Source organism: Saccharibacillus qingshengii (assembly GCF_013185195.1).
GTDB classification, from domain to species: domain Bacteria; phylum Bacillota; class Bacilli; order Paenibacillales; family Paenibacillaceae; genus Saccharibacillus; species Saccharibacillus qingshengii.
Genome location: NZ_JAAZWC010000023.1, coordinates 65,256 through 85,319, shown reverse-complemented (window position 1 = coordinate 85,319; position 20,064 = coordinate 65,256). Strand labels below are relative to the sequence as shown.

The 20,064-nt window shown below is 57.7% G+C and carries 19 protein-coding genes and 3 tRNA genes; all 22 read left to right on the top strand.

The window, feature by feature from the left end; translation table 11 throughout:
• Positions 1-101: 101 nt before the first annotated feature.
• Positions 102-174 (top strand) — tRNA-Phe (locus tag HRQ60_RS17860).
• A 12-nt stretch (positions 175-186) separates the two neighbouring features.
• Positions 187-271 (top strand) — tRNA-Tyr (locus HRQ60_RS17855).
• A 12-nt stretch (positions 272-283) separates the two neighbouring features.
• Positions 284-356 (top strand) — tRNA-Lys (locus HRQ60_RS17850).
• A gap of 95 nt (positions 357-451) precedes the next feature.
• A complete protein-coding gene (locus tag HRQ60_RS17845) occupies positions 452-1,609 on the top strand; it encodes a PucR family transcriptional regulator (protein WP_172198210.1) in 1,158 nt (385 codons plus the stop codon).
• A 119-nt stretch (positions 1,610-1,728) separates the two neighbouring features.
• On the top strand, positions 1,729-2,865 hold the full coding sequence (locus HRQ60_RS17840) for an ABC transporter ATP-binding protein (protein WP_172198207.1): 1,137 nt from the start codon (positions 1,729-1,731) through the stop codon (positions 2,863-2,865).
• 170 nt (positions 2,866-3,035) lie between these two features.
• Positions 3,036-3,974 (top strand): HPr(Ser) kinase/phosphatase, encoded by a 939-nt coding sequence (hprK, locus tag HRQ60_RS17835; protein ID WP_172198204.1) that lies wholly within the window; start codon positions 3,036-3,038, stop codon positions 3,972-3,974.
• A 62-nt stretch (positions 3,975-4,036) separates the two neighbouring features.
• Complete coding sequence (gene lgt / locus HRQ60_RS17830) at positions 4,037-5,113, top strand: prolipoprotein diacylglyceryl transferase (RefSeq protein ID WP_172198200.1); 1,077 nt, start codon at positions 4,037-4,039, stop codon at positions 5,111-5,113.
• A 7-nt stretch (positions 5,114-5,120) separates the two neighbouring features.
• The gene (ppaX, locus tag HRQ60_RS17825) at positions 5,121-5,774 is read left to right on the top strand and encodes a pyrophosphatase PpaX (RefSeq protein ID WP_172198197.1); all 654 of its coding nucleotides are present in this window, start codon (positions 5,121-5,123) and stop codon (positions 5,772-5,774) included.
• Positions 5,771-6,262, top strand: coding sequence for an acyltransferase (locus HRQ60_RS17820; RefSeq protein WP_172198194.1), 492 nt, complete (start codon positions 5,771-5,773; stop codon positions 6,260-6,262). Before ppaX ends, HRQ60_RS17820 begins: the two co-directional genes overlap by 4 nt.
• A 221-nt stretch (positions 6,263-6,483) precedes the next feature.
• Entirely contained in the window at positions 6,484-7,698 is a 1,215-nt protein-coding gene (locus HRQ60_RS17815) for an acyltransferase (RefSeq protein WP_172198191.1), read from the top strand.
• A gap of 391 nt (positions 7,699-8,089) precedes the next feature.
• A complete protein-coding gene (locus HRQ60_RS17810; RefSeq protein ID WP_172198188.1) occupies positions 8,090-9,274 on the top strand; it encodes an ATP phosphoribosyltransferase regulatory subunit in 1,185 nt (394 codons plus the stop codon).
• A gap of 119 nt (positions 9,275-9,393) precedes the next feature.
• On the top strand, positions 9,394-10,038 hold the full coding sequence (gene hisG / locus HRQ60_RS17805; protein WP_172198185.1) for an ATP phosphoribosyltransferase: 645 nt from the start codon (positions 9,394-9,396) through the stop codon (positions 10,036-10,038).
• Positions 10,039-10,069: 31 nt separating this feature from the next.
• Positions 10,070-11,392 carry a histidinol dehydrogenase gene (hisD, locus tag HRQ60_RS17800; RefSeq protein WP_172198182.1) on the top strand — a complete coding sequence of 441 codons (1,323 nt, stop codon included), beginning with the start codon at positions 10,070-10,072 and terminating at the stop codon, positions 11,390-11,392.
• Positions 11,389-11,997 carry an imidazoleglycerol-phosphate dehydratase HisB gene (gene hisB / locus HRQ60_RS17795; protein WP_172198179.1) on the top strand — a complete coding sequence of 203 codons (609 nt, stop codon included), beginning with the start codon at positions 11,389-11,391 and terminating at the stop codon, positions 11,995-11,997. Before hisD ends, hisB begins: the two co-directional genes overlap by 4 nt.
• A 1-nt stretch (position 11,998) precedes the next feature.
• Positions 11,999-12,625 (top strand): imidazole glycerol phosphate synthase subunit HisH, encoded by a 627-nt coding sequence (hisH, locus tag HRQ60_RS17790; protein WP_172198176.1) that lies wholly within the window; start codon positions 11,999-12,001, stop codon positions 12,623-12,625.
• Positions 12,626-12,674: 49 nt separating this feature from the next.
• A complete protein-coding gene (hisA, locus tag HRQ60_RS17785) occupies positions 12,675-13,409 on the top strand; it encodes a 1-(5-phosphoribosyl)-5-[(5-phosphoribosylamino)methylideneamino]imidazole-4-carboxamide isomerase (protein ID WP_172198173.1) in 735 nt (244 codons plus the stop codon).
• A gap of 45 nt (positions 13,410-13,454) precedes the next feature.
• Positions 13,455-14,213 carry an imidazole glycerol phosphate synthase subunit HisF gene (gene hisF, locus HRQ60_RS17780; RefSeq protein WP_141447917.1) on the top strand — a complete coding sequence of 253 codons (759 nt, stop codon included), beginning with the start codon at positions 13,455-13,457 and terminating at the stop codon, positions 14,211-14,213.
• Entirely contained in the window at positions 14,210-14,992 is a 783-nt protein-coding gene (gene hisIE / locus HRQ60_RS17775; RefSeq protein WP_172198170.1) for a bifunctional phosphoribosyl-AMP cyclohydrolase/phosphoribosyl-ATP diphosphatase HisIE, read from the top strand. Before hisF ends, hisIE begins: the two co-directional genes overlap by 4 nt.
• Before the next feature lie 212 nt (positions 14,993-15,204).
• On the top strand, positions 15,205-16,029 hold the full coding sequence (gene hisJ, locus HRQ60_RS17770; RefSeq protein WP_172198167.1) for a histidinol-phosphatase HisJ: 825 nt from the start codon (positions 15,205-15,207) through the stop codon (positions 16,027-16,029).
• Positions 16,030-16,184: 155 nt separating this feature from the next.
• Positions 16,185-17,132 carry a ribose-phosphate diphosphokinase gene (locus tag HRQ60_RS17765; protein ID WP_172198164.1) on the top strand — a complete coding sequence of 316 codons (948 nt, stop codon included), beginning with the start codon at positions 16,185-16,187 and terminating at the stop codon, positions 17,130-17,132.
• Between the two features lie 135 nt (positions 17,133-17,267).
• Entirely contained in the window at positions 17,268-18,998 is a 1,731-nt protein-coding gene (locus HRQ60_RS17760; RefSeq protein ID WP_172198162.1) for a tetratricopeptide repeat protein, read from the top strand.
• Positions 18,999-19,049: 51 nt separating this feature from the next.
• Positions 19,050-20,009: a thioredoxin-disulfide reductase gene (trxB, locus tag HRQ60_RS17755; RefSeq protein WP_172198159.1), complete on the top strand. Its 960-nt coding sequence runs from the start codon at positions 19,050-19,052 to the stop codon at positions 20,007-20,009.
• Positions 20,010-20,064 lie beyond the last annotated feature (55 nt).

Below are 20,064 nucleotides of genomic sequence, written 5' to 3'. Positions count from 1 at the left end.
TGGTGTAGGGGTTAACATGCCTGCCTGTCACGCAGGAGATCGCGGGTTCAAATCCCGTCGGTTCCGCCATTTTAATTTTACAACTGGTTTTTATAGAGTATGGCTCGGTAGCTCAGTCGGTAGAGCAAAGGACTGAAAATCCTTGTGTCGGCGGTTCGATTCCGTCCCGAGCCATCTTTGTATTGTGGAGGCTTAGCGAAGTGGCCAAACGCAGCAGACTGTAAATCTGTTCTCTCCGAGTTCGGTGGTTCGAATCCATCAGCCTCCACCAGTTTTTTTGTAAGAGCCATTAGCTCAGTTGGTAGAGCACCTGACTTTTAATCAGGGTGTCGAAGGTTCGAGTCCTTCATGGCTCATCAAGAAGCCGTGTTCCGTTTTTGACGGGATGCGGCTTTTTTGCGTATTCGGGCTTATGTTAAGATAAAAGAAAACGGGTGTTGGAGGGCAGGCTATGAATGTGCAGGAAATCCGGCGGAGGCTGGAATCGATCGTCGGAAAGCCGGTAGAGCTGATCGAGATTACGGAAGCGGAACGGCAGAACCTGCTGGAGCTATCCGGCGCGAAAAGCGAATCGGGAATCGGCGATGGAGCCGCACCGGCAAAGTACGAAGTTCTGCGGCAGGGCGCGATATATGCCGGAGCCACCTGGTTTTTTTTGAACAACGAAGAAAGCCAAAAGTGGGGTTCCGACAAGCCGGTCGCTTTTCGAATCGGGAGTGTAGACCTAGACCTCTCTGTACGCGAGCTGATTGCGCTGCTTGTCCAGACGTCGGTATCGGATACGGAAGAAGCGAAACTCCCGGAGAAAGAAACCGAAGTGCAGCAGCTGGGCCGCTGGCTGGCCGATCGGCTGGAGCTCGGAGAATCGCCGCATGAACTGCCCGATAGACTTCAGCTGAAAAGCCGTCTTTTTACGGAGCTCATTCCTTTTCTGCTGATCTGTGAAGGGGCCCAGAACTCTCTTGGAGGTTACGAAGAACTTCAGCAGCTGCTGTCTACCTTTTTGGAAAGGGAAGTCCTGGTGGTGCCGCTGCGCGGACGGGAATGGCTGCTGCTGGTCGACCGTCTCGACGTATTGGAAGTCTCCGAAGAGCGGAATGAAGAAGAAGAATCGGACCGCGAGCTGCTGGAGGCCTTCGGGCTTGGTCTGTACGAACTGATCGCGAGCGAATGGACGGGAATCTTCAACCTGTCGGTCTCCGAACCGCTGCAGCCGGCACACGGACTTGTTCCGGCGCTTCGGGTGCTCCGGGAGAGCGTCTTCTTGGGGAAAACGTTTCATGTGACGCGTCATGTGCATCTGCCGTGGGAATTGGGGTTGGAGCGTCTTGTCTACAGTATTCCGGCGGAGCGCAGGGAACAGTTCATGGAACAAATCGAAGGGCGCGCTTTTGTATTGGGGGACAGCGAGACGTTGACGACGCTGGAGACTTTTTTTCGGATGAACTGCAATGTGAGCGAAACGGCCAAGCATCTGTATATCCATCGCAATACGCTGATCTATCGATTGGACAAGGTGAAACAGGAGACCGGACTCGATGTTCGGAACTTCAATGATGCCGTTTCCATGAAGCTGGCTCTGCTATTGGATAAAGTGACAAAAGACTGAGCGGATTTTTGTGCAGTTTGTGAATAGCCAGGAAAGCGTATTCAAGGTAAGATGGGAACAGTTAAAAGAAAGCAGCTCAGCTTCATACACATATCCTCAATACAGGGAGGCAACACTCAATGGCTGGTGTACGCTTAGAACATATTTATAAGAAATACGCAGGTTCCGACAAAGCAACGGTAATCGACGTTAACCTTGATATCAAAGACAAAGAATTCCTCGTTCTCGTCGGTCCTTCCGGCTGCGGTAAATCGACAACGCTGCGCATGATCGCAGGCCTCGAAGAAATTTCCGAAGGCAAACTGTACATCGGCGACCGCGTCGTTAACGACGTCGCTCCAAAAGACCGCGATATCGCGATGGTATTCCAATCCTACGCCCTCTACCCGCACATGGACGTATACTCGAACATGGCGTTTGGTCTGAAGCTGCGTAAAGTCAAAAAAGAAGAAATCGAGAGACGCGTACGCGAAGCGGCGAAGATTCTCGACATCGAGCATCTGCTCGAGCGTAAACCTAAAGCACTCTCCGGCGGTCAACGTCAGCGGGTTGCCCTGGGACGCGCAATCGTCCGCGATCCGCAGGTCTTCCTGATGGATGAACCTCTTTCCAACTTGGATGCCAAACTGCGCGGTCAAATGCGTGCGGAAATCACCAAACTGGTTAAGCGTCTTGAAACAACCTGCATTTACGTAACGCACGATCAGATCGAAGCCATGACCATGGGCGATCGTATCGTCGTTATGAAAGACGGCATCATCCAACAGGCAGCTCCGCCGGAAGAACTGTACAACAATCCGACGAATATTTTCGTTGCCGGATTTATCGGTTCCCCAACGATGAACTTCATCAACGGCAATCTGGTCGATCAAGGTGGAGTTCTGCGCTTCCAGGCGAACAACATGGACGTAGAAGTTCCACGCGGCCAAGCTCAAGTCCTGCGCGAAAAATCGATGGTTGGCAAAGAAGTTATCCTGGGCCTTCGTCCGGAAGATATTCATGAAGAGCCGGTATTCCTCGAAGCTTCGCCAAACACGATCTTCACATCCAACGTTGAAGTTACCGAGAACCTCGGTCACGAAATGCTGCTGTACCTGAGCGGCCTCGGCGCTGACACGACAATCGCCCGTGTAGACGGACGTTCGAGCGTGCGTGAAGGTTCGCAAGTCAGACTTGCTATCGACATGAACAAAGTTCATATCTTTGACAGAGAAACGGAAGTCAACGTCTTCTACGACGCCAAACAATTCCGTTAAACTGTTCCAGCAAGTCGATCGAGCCGTCCTTCGGGGCGGCTTTTTCGTTTGGAACGGCGGGTAAGGAGCATTGCTTTCAACGTGCATTTCCTTTACGATGAGTAAGATAGCGTTTAAAAGGCGGTAGACCATTCCATATCAGAACGACCATGAGAAGGGAAGAATACGCAATGGCTAAAAAGGTAAAAGTAGCCGAGCTGGTGCAGCAGTTTCAGTTCGAGGTCGTAGCGGGCGAGAAAGGGCTGCGTCGTCCGATCGTTGTCGACGATCTGAATCGGCCAGGGCTTGAAATGGCCGGATATTTTGAATATCATTCGCCGGAGCGGGTTCAGCTGTTGGGTAAAACCGAGCTGACTTTTTATCATATGCTCTCGAAAGAAGACAAGCTGGACCGGATGAGCAGGCTCTGCAGCGAAGAGACGCCGTGCATTATTGTCACCCGGTCTTTTGACGTGCCGGAAGAGCTGATTCAGATCGGTGAAGAACGCGATATTCCCATTCTGCGGAGCGGGATGTCGACGACGAGTCTGGGCAGCCGCGTAACCGGTTTCCTGGAGCGCAAACTGGCTCCGACGACGACCATCCACGGCGTTCTGGTGGATGTGTACGGCGTAGGCATCATTATTACGGGCAGCAGCGGTATCGGCAAAAGCGAGACGGCTCTGGAACTTGTCAAACGCGGTCACCGACTGATTGCCGATGATGCGGTGGAGATTCGTCAGAGCGCCGATAACCAGCTCGACGGTACCGCACCGGAGCTGATTCGCCACCTGCTCGAAATCCGCGGGGTCGGCATCATCAACGTGATGACCTTGTTTGGCGCGGGTGCAATCCGCAATCACAAACGCATCACACTGGTAGTTCGTCTCGAGAACTGGCAGCCGGACAAACAGTACGACCGTCTGGGGCTCGATGAGGAGACGACGCGCATTATCGATACCGATGTACCGCTTGTAACGGTTCCGGTACGTCCGGGTCGAAACCTGGCCGTAATCATCGAAGTGGCGGCGATGAACTTCCGCTTGAAACGTATGGGCTACAATGCGGCGCAGCAGTTTACGCACAAGTTGACCGCGACGATCGATAACGATGCGGACGATCTGGATTAGGGTGTTGAGCGAATCCGATAAATTTAATATTTGATGCGGTCAACGCACGAGGAGGAACAAGAATGGGTGCATTACTGGCGATCAATCCGATCGCTTTTAACCTCGGTCCGCTGGCCGTGCACTGGTACGGGTTGATTCTCGGACTCGGCGCCGTAGTCGGCATGCTTATCGCCATGCGCGAAGGCAAACGTTTCGGACTGCCGCAGGAACTCTTTATGGATATCCTGCTGTTCGGCGTTCCGTCGGCTATTATCTGTGCACGTCTGTATTATGTGGCGTTCCAATGGGACCAGTACAAAGAAAATCCGCTGAAGATTTTTGCGATTTGGGAAGGCGGAATCGCCATTTACGGAGCGCTGATCGGCGCCGTAATCTGCGGGGTCATCTACACGCGTATCAAAGGGTACAGTTTCTGGCGGATCGCCGATCTCTGCGCGCCGGGCCTGCTGGCCGGCCAGCTGATCGGCCGCTGGGGCAACTTCGTCAACCAGGAAGCTTACGGCGGCGAAGTCAGCGAAAGTTTCCTGCGCAGTACGCTGCATCTGCCTGACTTTATCGTGAACCAGATGAACATCGCAGGTGTATTCCATCATCCGACGTTCCTGTACGAATCGTGTTGGAATTTGCTCGGCATCCTGCTGATCTTCGTGATTCGCCGCCGCAAATTCGTGCGTGCCGGCGAGATCTTTATCGGCTACTTTATCTGGTATGCGATCGGCCGCTTCTTCATTGAAGCACTTCGTACCGACAGTCTCGCCTTCCAGGGACCGAACTGGCTGGCTTCGCTGATTCACGGGATGTGGACGCCGATGACCTGGTTCGGTTTCGAAGAAGGGTATCTGGATGCGGCGTACGGCAACGTACGTATTTCGCAGCTGGTGGCGATTTTGTTCTTTGTGATTGCCGTCGTTCTGATTATTGTGCGGCGCAGGAACGGACAAGCCAATATCCGCTATTCCGATCCGATCGTATCGTCGAAGTTCTCGACCGCTCCTGCGGCTACAGACGAACGCCATCGCGTGGAAGGCGCTCACCAAGCCGAGAGCAGGGATACCCAACCGCTCGCCCATATGAACCGCAAGTCGTCGGATCCTACCGACGCAGCGCCTCCGGGCGAAGATCCTTTGCGCAAGGAGTGAAGTCAGCATGAATTCGACGATCCAAACCGTACTGTTCGATCTGGACGGTACGATTATCGATACCAACCAGCTTATCATCGACTCCTTCATGAATGCGGTGACCGGTACTCCGCTGACACGCGAGACGATCATTCCGCATATGGGCACGACCCTGCAGAATCAGCTGCGCATCTTCTCGGGTCTTGAGGATGTGCGCGAACTGGAACAGGCTTACCGCAAATATAATCTGGCTCACCACGATTCGATGGTCAAGCCGTTTCCGCATGTGCAGCAGGTCGTTCGCGACCTGCACGAAGCGGGGATCCGGCTTGGGGTCGTGACGACCAAGATCCGGCCGACCACCATGAAAGTGCTTGAGATGTTCGACTTGTACCGATACATGGACGCGATAGTGACCGTGACGGATGTGACCCATCCCAAGCCGCATGCCGAACCGGTGCTGATGGCGCTGGAGAAGATGGGCGTGGATCCTTCGACGGCTCTGATGGTAGGCGACAGCCCGGCCGATATCCAATCGGCGCAGAACGCCGGTGTCCGCGCGGCTGCCGTTGCCTGGTCGCTCAAAGGAGAAGAAACGCTGTCGACTTACAAACCGGACTTCATGCTGCATGATATGCGGGACCTCTACGAAGTGACCGGCATCGGGCGGAGAGAAGCATGAGGAAGACGGAGCGCCATTTCGTCGAAGACGGTCCGAATGCACTGCGTCAAATCTACAAGACGGTCAGCCCCTGGAAAGGCGTCAAAAACTTTGTTTTTATCCAAATTGCCCGGTACTGTCCGATTCTTGAACTGAAAAACTGGATCTACCGCCGTATCCTCCATATGAACGTGGGCCAGGATACGGCTTTCGGACTTATGGTTATGGTCGATGTCTTTTTTCCGGAAAAGATTACGATTGGACGCAATACGGTAATCGGCTACAATACGACAATCCTGGCGCACGAGTACCTGATTCGCGAATATCGGCTTGGCGAAGTGGTGATCGGGGACGAAGTGATGATCGGAGCCAACTCGACGATTCTGCCGGGGGTGACGATCGGCGACGGCGCGGTCGTGGCGGCCGGATCCGTCGTGCATCGGGACGTCGAAGCGGGGACTTTCGTAGGCGGGAATCCGCTGCGGATCATTGAACGAAAAAACCCTTGATTTTGCCCGATCCGGCAGGCTGCCCGCTTAGTGTTCGCTGAAAATTCCCGAAAAAAGGGATAAAAAGGACGAGTTAGGGGTATAATTCGAAGGGAGCGTACAGCGGGGGGCGCTTGAGCCGTCCCGCTTTTCGTTTCGAAATTGAGGCCTTTGCGGGCCGAAAGATCAACCGGGGGCCGGAGTTTTTTGCAGCCGGGCAGCCGGGGAAGGGAGCAATCGAGTTGAGTTCTGTTTCAATCAAAAGAGAGCGGCTGCCGCAGTTGGACACGTTTCGCGCGCTCGCCATTCTGGGGGTACTGCATGTACACGCCACCTCTCTCGCAACGGTGGAATCGGTCAATCTGAAAGCTTTTTATCTGATCAATGTCATTAACGTATTTTTCCGGTACGGGACGCCTTCGTTCATTATGCTGAGCAGCTTCGTGCTGTTCTACAACTACTTCAACCGTCCGATGGACGGCAAGCTGGTCGGAGGGTTCTACAAAAAGCGTCTGCTCTACATTCTGCTGCCTTATGTGCTTTTCTCGGCCATCTACTTCATCTATAAGATGCATGTGGCGGGAACGCTTGGGACAAGTGTGGAAACCTACGGAGAAATGCTGGCTCGCTACTGGAAAAACCTCAAGGAAGGTACGGCGTATACGCATCTGTACTTCGTGTATATCAGTGTGCAGTTCTATATTCTGTTCCCGCTGATGCTGATGCTGTTCAAATCGTCCAAATGGTTTATCCGCTGGGCGATTCCGATCGGACTTGCGCTGCAATGGGCCTTCGTGATCTGGAACAAATACGAGTGGCAGTATCAGAGCAAAGGAAGTCTCGCGATTACATACTTGTCTTATTACATGATCGGTGCCGTTCTGGCGATTCACTTCGATAAGGTGCGCGGCTGGTTGATGAAAGATCCGAAGAACCTGCCTTTTAAAGCCTGGTTCTTGAACGGTCTGCTCTGGGTATCGTGGGCTGCGGTTACCATTACCCATATCTGGTTCTACCAGCAGGTGCGCTTGAACGGGTTGATCGTCGATACGCTCTGGTACGAGCTGCTGTGGAATCTGCATACGATGCTGACGGCGCTTGTGCTGATGCGGACTTCGTTCGTTCTGTATCGCAAAGCGCCGAAATGGCTGATCAAGACGCTGACCCGGCTCGGAGAGCTGTCTTTTGCCATCTATCTGGTGCATCCGCTTGTACTCGGATATTACCGGGATACGAAAGACTGGTTCTTCAGCCAGGTGCAGATGGGGTCGCTCACGTACTTTGTCTGGGTATACGGAGGGCTGATCTGTGCGCTTGGGGTCTCCTGGATCCTGACGCAGGCGATTCTGCGCTGGATTCCGGGAGCCTGGGTGCTGCTGGGGAATGTACCTTCTTCTCTGCGCAAAAAGAAAACGGGCCCTTCCGCTTCCGCTTCGGCTTCCAAACGCAGCGTGTGAGCAGGGCAGCGGCCCGCAAGGCCGCAAACGGCCGGTTCCTCCGCCAACGGGGAAGAAACGGCAAGGCAGAGTGCCGTCCGCTTCCCGGCTGTACGAAGACGCGAAAGGCTCTTTCCTGTTCGGACAGGGGAGGGCCTTTTTGCGGTGCGGTTTTTCGGGCCGATTTTGTCGTTGGGACGTTGACTCGACCGCCGGGCAAATGCTAATATAGTCGTACGCTTTATTTTACTACCATGTTATCACTGTACCATAGTAAAGCATTCGAATATATGAATTTAGCCGGCTGCAGGTTGGACCGCTTCCGATTGCGGTTGCCCGGCGGCGGGCTTTCCGATATGGTGAATAGGATTAAGGGTAAACCGTACTAAACGAACTCACAGAGGTGAAAACAATGTCCAAACCGAAAGGCTTTGAAAAACCGGTCGGCGTGCGCGATTATCTGCCGCGTGCGACGAGAAGGCTGCGCCGGATCGAACGCAGTGTGCTCGACTGCATGGCCAACTGGGGCTATGACCCGATCAAGACGCCTACCTTGGAATATTACGATACGGTAGGGATTGCAAGCTCGACCCCGGACCGTAAACTCTACAAGCTGCTGAGCAGCCGCGGACAGACGCTTGTTCTGCGTTCGGACATGACGGCGCCGATTGCGCGCGTCGCCTCGTCCCTGCTGCGTGAAGAACCGCTGCCGCTGCGTTTGTCGTACCATGCGAATGTGTTCCGCGCGATCGAAGAAGAAGCCGGCCGCGAAGCGGAGTTTTTCCAGACGGGCGTCGAGCTTGTCGGAGACCGTTCGCCGGAAGCGGACGCGGAAGTCATTGCGCTTGCGATTGCTTCGCTTCAGGCAGCCGGCGTAAAGACGTTCAAGTTCGCGATGGGACATGTCGGCTTCCTGAACGGGCTGTTCGACGAAGCGCTGCCGGGTCGCACGGATGCGCAGCAGGCGCTGAAAGAGCGGCTGCTGCATCGCGATTATGTGGGTTTCCGCGAGACGACGGAGTCGCTGGGTCTCAAACGCGAACAGCAGGAAGAGCTCGAAGGACTGCTGCGTCTGCGCGGCGGAGTCGAGGTCTGCGAGCAGGCCGCCGGTCTGAGCGGCCATACGCTCGCGCTGGAGTCGCTTACGCATCTGCGCAGCGTCTGGGAGGCGCTGGTCGACTACGGCGTGTCACAGCATGTTCTGATCGATCTGACGATGATCGGAGATTTCTCGTATTATACGGGCATGGTATTCGAAGGCTATGCGGCGGAACTCGGATTCCCTGTCTGCAGCGGCGGCCGCTACGACAATCTGCTGCGGCAGTTCGGCCGCGATGTTCCGGCAACGGGCTTCGCTCTCAAGACGACGCGTATCCTTGACGGCGTAGACGATCCGGCCGGCGAAGAAGAACGCCCGGCGCTGATCGTGTACGAAGCGAGCCGCCGTGCGGAAGCACTGGCCGAAGCCGGACGGATCCGCGCGGAAGGCGGGGCGGCGGTCACGCGCCTTGCGGCGGAGAACGCCGACAGCGAGAACGAGAGCGGCCGCTACAGCCGGGTGCTGCATTTTGCGGGGGAGAATTCACCCGTCCAGTAAGCGGGAGGCGGCAGTCCCTGCCGCAAAGCGGCTTCATGTAAATAAAACCGGAAAGATCGTCGCAGACGGCAACCGGATGCTTATAGAAACACAACCTTGGACAAGAGGAGGAGAGAAGCATGGGAGAAGTGCTGAAAGTGGCAATGCCGAAAGGCCGCATCTACAAAAAAGCCGCGCAGCTGTTCCGCGAAGCGGGCATCGTCATTCCGGACGATGTGGATGACTCGCGCCGGCTGGTCATTCCGATTCCGGAAGCGAATATGGAATTCATTATGGCGAAGCCGGTCGACGTACCGACTTATGTCGAATACGGCGTAGCCGACATCGGAATCGTCGGCAAGGACGTGCTGCTCGAAGAAAACCGCGACGTGTACGAACTGCTGGATCTGGGCATCGCCCGCTGCCGCATGTCGGTGATCGCGCTGCCGGATCGGCAGCCGGGTATCCATCTGCGGGTGGCGACCAAGTATCCGAACGTGGCGGCGCGTTATTTCCGCGAGCAGGGCGAGCAGGTCGAAGTGATCAAGCTGAACGGCTCGATCGAGCTGGCGCCGCTGATCGGCCTGGCCGACCGGATCGTCGATATGGTCGAGACGGGACAGACGCTCAAGGATAACGGACTGGTGGAACTGGAGAGCATCTTCGGCATTACGAGCCGCTTGATCGCGAACCGGGTCAGCTACCGGATGAAGAACGACGCGATCCAGCAGCTGTGCGACAAGCTGGAGAAAGTCATGCCGGGTGCCGGAGCGGCCAAGGCATAGAACGGACAATGAAGAAGCGGGAGGAACAACCATGAAGATCGTACAGGCGGAACAGTTCGATCTGCGCCGGGACGTGGAATACGGTTCGGAAGAGCAGGTCGCGATCGTCAAGCGGATCGTCGGCGACATCAAGTCGGAAGGCGACGCGGCGCTGCTGCGTTATACGGAGAGCCTTGACCGGACGAAGCTCGAAGCTTCGCAGCTGCGCGTTACGGACGCGGAGCTGCAGGCGGCCTACAGCCGGGTCGAGCCGTCCTTTATCGAAGCGATCGCGGCGGCGGCCGCGAATATCCGTGCTTTCCACGAACGGCAGAAGCGCAACTCCTGGATGGACCTGCAGCCGGACGGCAGCCTGCTGGGACAGATTATCCGGCCGCTGCGCCGGGTAGGCGTCTACGTGCCGGGCGGCAAAGCCGCCTATCCGTCTTCCGTGCTGATGAACGTCATTCCCGCCCAGGTGGCGGGCGTGCCGGAGATCGTCATGGTCACGCCGCCGGCAACGGGCGGCCGCGAAGGGATCGACCCGTACATTCTCGTCGCAGCCGCGGAAGCGGGCGTGACCGAGATGTACCGTGTCGGCGGCGCGCAGGCGATCGCGGCGCTCGCCTATGGCACGGACAGTATCGAGCGGGTCGACAAGATCTGCGGGCCGGGCAATATCTACGTCGCGCTGGCCAAGCGCGAAGTGTACGGGCTGGTCGATATCGACAGCCTGGCCGGACCAAGCGAGATCGTCGTCCTGGCGGACGAGACGGCGGATCCGGAATATGTGGCGGCCGACCTGCTGTCGCAGGCGGAGCACGACGAACTGGCTTCGGCCATTCTCGTGACGACGTCGCAGCGTCTGGCGGAATACGTCTCGGCCGAAGTGGAACGCCAGCTGTCGCTGCTGCCGCGCGAGAATATCGCGCGGGCTTCGATCGAAAACTACGGCGCGATTATCGTAACCGAGAGCCTCGAAGCAGGCATCGCCGTGGTGAACCGGCTGGCGCCGGAACATCTGGAAGTGATGGTGCAGAATCCGGTCGATTACCTGGGTCTGATCGAGAACGCGGGGGCGATCTTCCTCGGTCCGTACAGTTCGGAGCCGGTCGGCGATTACTTCGCCGGACCGAACCATATCATTCCGACGAACGGCACGGCGCGGTTCGCTTCGCCGGTCGACGTGGACGATTTTATCAAAAAATCGAGTTTGATCCAATACAGCAAGGAGGCGCTTCTCGCCAATGCCGCGACGATCATGGAGCTGGCACGCCGGGAAGGACTGGAAGGCCACGCCCGCGCGATCGAAGTGCGGGTAAACAAAGAAGGCACGCCGAATTCAACAGACGAGAAAGCGGGGATACAGGGATGACGGAAGCCAATCAGGCAGGAGCGCGGAGCGCAAGCATCGCGCGCAAAACGAACGAGACGGACATCAAGCTGTCGTTCGGAATCGACGGAACCGGCATATCGGAAATTTCGACGGGGGTTCCTTTTCTCAACCATATGCTCGACCTGTTCGCGAAGCACGGCCAATTCGACCTGAACGTCGACGCGGACGGGGACATCGATATCGACGATCACCACACGGTCGAAGATATCGGTATCTGCCTGGGCGGAACGCTGCTGGAATCGCTCGGCGACAAACGCGGCATCAAGCGCTACGCCAGCGTGTTCGTTCCGATGGACGAAGCGCTTGCCCAGGTTATCATCGATATAAGCGGACGCCCTCATTTCGAATACCGCGCGGAGTATCCGTCCAATCTGGTCGGTACTTTTTCCACGGAGATGGTGCATGAGTTCCTGTGGAAGTTCGCGCTGGAATCGCGGATCACGCTGCACGTCATCGTGCACTACGGCCGCAACACCCACCATATGATCGAAGCGGTGTTCAAGGCGCTCGGACGTGCGCTCGACGAAGCGACTTCGATCGATCCGCGCGTGACCGGGGTGCCCTCGACGAAGGGAGTGCTGTAACATGACCGTCGCGATCGTCGACTACGGCATGGGCAATCTGCACAGCGTCAGCAAAGCGGTGGAGCGGCTCGGATACGAGTACCTGATTACCGGCGACGAAGTCGAGATCATGCGCGCTTCCAGCGTGCTGCTGCCCGGAGTGGGCGCGTTCGGCGACGCCATGAGCCATCTGCGCGACACCGGCCTTGACCTCGTCATGCGCCGCGCCGCGGGCGAAGGCCGTCCGCTGCTCGGCATCTGCCTCGGCATGCAGCTTCTGTTCGACGGAAGCGCGGAACACGGCGACCACGAAGGCCTCGGGCTGCTGCAGGGACGCGCGGTGCGCTTCCCAAGCGGAGAGTTCAAAGTGCCGCATATGGGCTGGAATCGGCTGGACTTCACGCGAAGCGGGGAACCGCTGCTCGGCGGACTGGAAGAAGGGCATGTCTACTTCGTCCATTCGTACCATGTGGAACTGGGCGAGCCGAGCGATCTGATCGCGTCGGCGGACTACGGGCTGCCGGTTACGGCGATCGTGGGCCGGGATCACGTCTACGGCATGCAGTTCCACCCGGAAAAAAGCGGGGAACTGGGCATGAACCTGCTGCGGAATTTCCTGAAGCTGTCCGAGGGATCGGCAAAGATCTGACCGGACGAGCTTTTTTGACAAGCATATGAAGGAAAAAGGAGAGCTGACGATGACGGCATTTACGATTTATCCGGCAATCGATATTCGCGGCGGCAAATGCGTGCGGCTGCTGCAGGGCGATTACGACCAGGAGACGGTATTCAACGAAAGCCCGCTGGATGCGGCGAAGCAGTGGGAAAGTCTCGGCGGGCAGTACGTCCACCTGGTCGATCTCGACGGAGCCAAAGCGGGTCGTCCGGTCAACCATGAACTGATCGGCAGCATCGCGTCGGCGCTGAACGTGCCTGTTCAGATCGGCGGCGGCCTGCGCACGTTCGAAGATGTGCGTCTGCTGCTGTCGCTCGGCGTGAGCCGGGTCATCCTGGGCACGGCGGCGATCGAAGACAAAGTCTTCACGGAAAAAGTGCTGGCCGAATACGGAGACCGCGCTGCGATCGGAATCGACGCGAGAAACGGCTTCGTGGCGACGAGAGGCTGGCTGGAAACGTCGGAAGTGCGTGCGGAAGATTTGGCGAAGGAACTGGCGGCCAAAGGCGCGGAGACATTCATCTTCACCGATATTTCGCGCGACGGCATGATGCAGGGACCCAACGTGGAAGCGATTCTGAGCCTGGCCAAAGCTTCGGGCAAAACGGTGATCGCCTCGGGCGGAGTAAGCGTGCAGGCCGATCTGGAGCGCCTCGCGGCTCATGCGGCGGACGGTATCGGCGGAGCAATCGTCGGCAAAGCGCTGTATACGGGCAGTATCGACCTGGCGGCGGCGCTGCAGGCGGTCGGACGTTAAGCAGATCGGAATTTTAAAAAAACTGGAGTCGAAAGGAGGAGCCGTATGCTCGCGAAACGAATTATTCCGTGTCTGGACGTCAAGGACGGACGCGTAGTCAAAGGAGTCAATTTCGTCAATCTGCGCGATGCCGGCGATCCGGTCGAACTGGCTTCGGTCTATGACCGGGAAGGCGCGGACGAACTCGTCTTCCTCGATATTTCGGCGTCGGTCGAAGGACGGGCCACGATGGTCGAGGTGGTGCGCCAGACGGCGGGAGAGATCACGATCCCGTTCACGGTCGGAGGCGGCATCTCGCAGGTGGACGACATGAAGCGGATCCTGCGCGCGGGCGCCGACAAAACGGCGGTCAACACGGCGGCGGTCCTGCGTCCCGAGCTGATTGCCGAAGGCGCGCGCCGTTTCGGTTCGCAGTGCATCGTGCTGGCGGTGGACGCCAAGTACAATGCGGAGTGGGAAGAATGGGAAGTGTACACGCACGGCGGGCGCAAACCGACCGGCATTCGCGCGCTGGAATGGGTGCGGCGCGCCGAATCGCTCGGAGCGGGCGAAATCCTGCTGACGAGCATGGATGCGGACGGCACCAAAGACGGCTTCGACCTCAAGCTTACGCGCGCGGTCTGCCGCGAAGTGTCGGTGCCGGTCATCGCTTCGGGCGGAGCGGGCACTTCGGAGCATTTCTACGACGTGTTCACGGAAGGCACGGCGGATGCGGGGCTTGCGGCGACCATTTTCCATTACAAAGAAATCGCGATTCCGGACTTGAAGAATCAATTGAAGCAAAAAGGAGTCGAAATCAGATGAATAGACAAAACGATGTGACCGTCCCGCCCGAGCAGTTTGCGGGACAGGTCAAATGGGACGCGCAGGGACTGGCTCCGGCAATCGTGCAGGACGCGCAGAGCAAGGAAGTGCTGACGCTCGCCTACATGAACGAAGAATCGCTGCGCCGCTCGATCGAATCGGGCGAGACGTGGTTCTGGAGCCGTTCGCGGCAGGAATTCTGGCACAAAGGCGCGACATCCGGCAACGTGCAGCGGATCGTCTCGCTGAGCTACGATTGTGACGGCGACGCGCTGTTGGTTGGCGTTCTGCCGGCCGGGCCGGCCTGCCACACGGGACGGGTGAGCTGCTTCTTCAACAAAGCCGAACTTGCAGGCGCAGCGGCCGAAGCGGTCGGAGTTGACGCGATCGGAGCCGGAGCGGAAAGCGAGCGCGTGCTCGGTTCGGAGCCGGAATTCGCGCAGACATCGGCGGCTCCTGCCGGAGCACAAGGATCGGCCGGGCGTTTCGACGTGCTGGGCGAGCTGGAAGGCATCATCGCCGAGCGCGACCGCGAACGGCCGGAAGGCGCGTATACGACTTATTTGTTCGAAAAAGGGATCGACAAGATTCTCAAAAAAGTCGGCGAAGAAACGGCGGAGTCGATCATCGCGGCCAAGAACGGCGACAACGCCGAACTCCGCCTCGAAGTGAGCGATCTGATCTATCATCTGCTCGTGCTGCTGCAGGAGCGCAAGCTGCCGCTGGACGAGATCATGGACGAGCTGGCACGCCGGCACGAACGCCCGCGCCGGGACTGACCGGATTCAGCTGGCCGGACGCCCAGGATCGGACCGGGTGGACCCGATCGATCCGGCCGACCTGCTGGCCCGGGGCCTGGTCGACGGGGGTTCGTTCGAAGCAGGACGGAGGCCCGCATCTGGGCAGAGCGGCAGATCAAAGCGGCGGACAACCGGCAGGGCAGCCGGGACGGTCCGCCTTTTCTATTGGACAAGCGAGAGGAGAGAATCTTATGCGGATCGATTACCATACGCATCACGAACGCTGCGGTCATGCCGTCGGCAAGCTGGAGCAGTACGTGCAGCGCGGCATCGAGCTTGGCTTGGGACAGCTCGGCTTGTCGGACCATATGCCGCTGATCCATGTCGATCCGGCAAAGTATTATCCGGAAATGGCGATGCCGATGGACGAGCTGCCGCGTTACGTCGAGGAAGTTCTGGCTTTGAAGCAAAAATACCGGGACCAAATCGACATCAAGCTGGGACTCGAAGGCGATTATATCGAAGGATACGAAGACGAGATTAAGCGAATCGTCGATGCTTACCCGTGGGATTACGTTATCGGATCCGTCCATTTTCTCGGCGAATGGGATGTGACCGATTTCCGGCAGACGGCCGGATGGGAAGGACGGGAACCGCTTGACGTCTACCGCACGTATTACGAGGCGGTCGGCCGTGCGGTGGAGACCGGATTCTACGATATCGTCGGTCATTTCGATGTCATCAAGCGGTTCGGGTACGGACCCGCTCCGGAGCAGTCCGCGGAGCAAGAAGCGCTGGAGAACGCCGCGCTGAGCCGCATCGCGGCCAGCGACATCGTGATGGAGCTCAACGCTTCGGGACTGACCAAGCCGTGCGCGGAAATGTTCCCGTCGGAAAATCTGCTTCGGCGCGCACTTGCGCTCGGCATTCCGCTGACGCTCGGATCCGATGCGCACGATCCGGCGAAGCTGTCCGAGAACCTGGATAAAGCCCGTGCGCAGCTGCTTGCGCTCGGTGTACGCCAAGTGGCGACATTCGATCGCCGGGCGCGGACGATGATCGCTTTAACGGAATAAAACGGGGGAGACGCCGGTTTCGGCGTCTCTTTGCTTTTGCCTCTCCTTCGATTGGGGTATAATCAAGGCAGGTTAAGGTGAAAAGAACAAATGGGTTCAATTCGCCGCGCCGCTGTCTGCGTCGCGGTTTAATCAAAAAGATGCGGGAGGGTGCCATGCAGCACAGGATGCGTGTATTTTCAGGATCTTCCAATCCGGGTCTGGTGGACCGGATCTGCGAAGATCTGGGCGTTACGCCCGGCAAAGTCAAACTGACCAAGTTCAAAAGCGGCGAGAGTTATGTTCATTACGAGGAAAGTATCCGCAACCTGGATGTTTTTCTGGTTCAGTCGCTGTCCCACCCGATCAACGAACATTTCGTTGAACTGCTGGTGATGATCGACGCGGCCAAGCGGGCTTCGGCACGTACGGTAAATGTCGTCATTCCTTATTACGGATATGCCCGGCAGGAGCGCAAAGCCGCTCCGCGCGAGCCGATCTCGGCCAAGATGGTAGCGGATGTGCTCACAACGACAGGTGCGACCCGCGTCGTGACGATCGAACTGCATGCCGCCGCCATTCAAGGGTTCTTCAATATTCCGGTCGATCATCTGACTACGTTGGATCTGATTGCCGATTACCTGCGCAGCAAGAATATTACCGATCCGGTAGTCGTTTCCCCGGATGCGGGACGGGCGAAGCTTGCCGAGAAATTGGCAAACCGCCTCGATTCTCCGGTCGCGATCATGCTCAAAAAGCGTCCGGCTCATAACGAAGCGATGATTACCCATGTAATTGGCGACGTCGAAGGGCGGACTCCGATCATTATGGAAGATCTGATCGATACCGGTTCTACGATTCTCAAGGTCGTCGAAGGACTCAAAGAACGCAATGCCAAAGACCCGATCGTCTGCGCTACGCACGCCGTATTTTCCGACGGAGCGCTGCAGCGGCTGGATCATCCGAGTATTCAGGAAGTCATCATCACCGATTCGATCGCGCTGCCCGAAGAACATTCGGAACGATTTACGGTGCTTCCGGTCGCTCCGATGCTGGCCCGGGCTATTCATATCATCCTGGAAGGCGGCTCGCTTGCGACGCTGTTCAGCGACTCCGGCATTTAATCGATGGTTTTTCGGAGTCGGGTATCCGGCGAAGGTCCCGACACGGCGGCCCTTTTGTTGGGAGGGACCGGGTAATTATGGTATACTGATTTCGCTATTCGATTTTAAGCAGTTAACAAAGGGGGCCTTGCTCAGGTGAACGGGAACTATCGGCGTGAAGAGAAGCCGCGGACCAATGTGGTTTCTTTATCGATGGACGAAAGCTTTTTTTTCGAAAGAGCCGTCCGCGCGCTGGATCGCTACCAATATGACAAGGCGTTGAAATATTTTCGCAAATCCGTTGAACTCAAACCGGATAATCCGGTGAATCATTGCAATATGGCGGGTATATTATCAGAGATGGGCGACTATGAAGAATCGAACGCCGTGCTGCTGCATGTGCTCGAACAGGTCGACCCTTCGATGACGGAATGCCGCTTTTATATGGCCAACAACTTCGCCAATATGGAACGGTTCGAAGAAGCCGAAGAAGCGCTGGTGAAGTATCTTGAAGAAGATGCGGCCGGACAGTTTCTCCATGAGGCGGAAGAGATGATCGATCTGCTGCAGGTCGAGTTGAAGCGCAAGATCCGCGATCATACCGTCTTGGCGCGCCGGGGTTCGGATCGGCACGACCGGGCTCGGACGATGCTGGAAGAAGGCATGTTCTCCGAAGCGGCGGATCTGCTGGAAGAACTGCTTGAAGAGTATCCGGAATTCGCGGCGGCTTCGAACAATCTGGCGCTCGCCTATTATTATATGGGGCTGACCGACAAAGCTCTCAAGACGGTGGAAGACGTATTGAAGCGCGATGAAGGCAATCTGCACGGCCTGTGCAACCTGGCGATCTTCCGCCGGCACTCCGGGCCGGTTGGAGCGGAAGAAGCTTCGCAGCTCGCACGGCGTTTGGCGGCGGTCGTTCCGCTGCACCGCGAACATGCTTTCAAGCTGGCGACGACTCTCGGCATTCTGGGCGAGCACGAAGCGGCCTATCGGCATTTCCGCCGGCTGCTGACATCCGAAGAAGCGTCCGGCGACGCTTCGCTTCATCATTACTGCGCCGTAGCCGCTCTGCTCAGTGCAAGACCGGATGCCGCGGAGAAATTGTGGAAAGCGGCGGTGAAGCTCGATCCCGACGCCGAAGCGGCGGCTTATTACCTGAGCCGGCTGCCGGAGTGGCGCAGCACGGGGATCAATGAACCGGTCAGCTACCATTACCGCTTGGAAACCGTACGCCGTTCGGAATTGTGGCGGCGCTGGGAAGAGCGGCTGCCGGAAGATTCGCCGGCGATTCGCGCCGCTCTGATCCGCACCCTTCGCTCCGGCAGCGAAGAAGACAAGCGTCATGCCCTCCAGGCCTGTCGTCCTCTGGCGGACGAGGAGATGACGGCGGTTCTGCGCGAACTGGCGGACAATGAACAGGAATCGGCTTCTCTGCGCGAGCTGGCCCGCACGGCCCTGGGCGAGAGCGGGTCGGAAGAGTTCGAGCCGGCGCAGGAAGAAGAGCGCGCGGCGAACTTCTCCCGCGAACCGGCGGAACTTCCCGTCTGGGAGAAGCGCTGGCAGGATGTGCTGGATGCTTCGATTCGGGCTTCCTGCACGCCGGGAGACTTCAGTATGCGGCGCGATCTCGAAGCGCTGTGGACCGATTTCCTGCGCCGCTTGTACCCGGATGTTCCCGTCCTCTCCTACGTCGAGGGCTGGGCCGCCGCGCTGGATTATTTGACCGACAAGCTTCGTCACGGAACTTCGACTTACGAAGAAGTGGGCCGCCGCTACGGCGTGTCCGCTTCGACCGTAGGCCGTTACGTCAAGCGGATGGATCAGGTCTGCAGCATCAAGGAACGGATGACCGTACACGGAAGAAATCATCGAAAAGGACTCTAGTGTCTTGACCCAGATAGCAGGATATACACGAACCCCAAGGAGGATGCCCACATGCAGAAACACAAAACCGTAGTCATCGGAACAGGCCCGTCCGGCCTGACCGCCGCCATTTACCTGGCCCGAGCCAACCTGAAACCTCTCGTAATCGAAGGTCTTCAACCGGGCGGCCAGCTGACCACGACCACTGATATCGAGAACTTCCCGGGTTTCCCCAACGGAATCATGGGACCGGAATTGATGGACAATATGCGTCAGCAGGCGGAGCGTTTTGGCGCCGAATTCATGAACGGCTGGGTCGACGCCGTCGATTTCTCCCAGCGTCCTTTCAAGATTACCGTTGAAGGCGCCGAGCCGATCGAAGCGGATTCGGTTATTATCTCCACCGGAGCTTCGGCCCGCTACCTCGGTATTCCGGGCGAGCAGGAAAATATCGGACGCGGCGTCAGCACCTGCGCAACCTGCGACGGATTCTTTTTCCGCGGCAAAAAGCTGATCGTCATCGGCGGCGGCGATTCCGCGATGGAAGAAGCCAGCTTCCTGACGCGCTTCGCGACCGAAGTAACGGTCGTCAACCGCCGCGAAGAGCTGCGCGCCTCGAAGATCATGCAGGATCGCGCGCGCGAGAACGAGAAAGTCTCGTGGGCGCTCAACCGCCAGCCGCTTGAAGTCGTAGCCGGCGATACGGGCCTCAAAGGGCTGAAAGTACTCAACAACGAGACCGGCCAGGAAGAGCTGCTCGAAGCGGACGGCGTATTCGTGGCGATCGGCCACACGCCGAACACGACGTTCCTGCAGGGCAAGCTCGATCTGGACGGCCACGGCTATGCGGTCGTCAAGCCGGGCACCACCGAGACCAACATTCCGGGCGTATTCGCCTGCGGCGACGTGCAGGACACCAAATACCGTCAGGCGATCACGGCTGCGGGCAGCGGCTGCATGGCGGCGATGGACTGCGAGAAGTATCTCGAAGGCAGCGTCGTACACGACTGGAGCGAGTCGCTCGACCGCTAAATTTTCGCGGGAAGGAAGCCTTCCCGTCCTAGAATCCCAACCCAACGCGCAGACG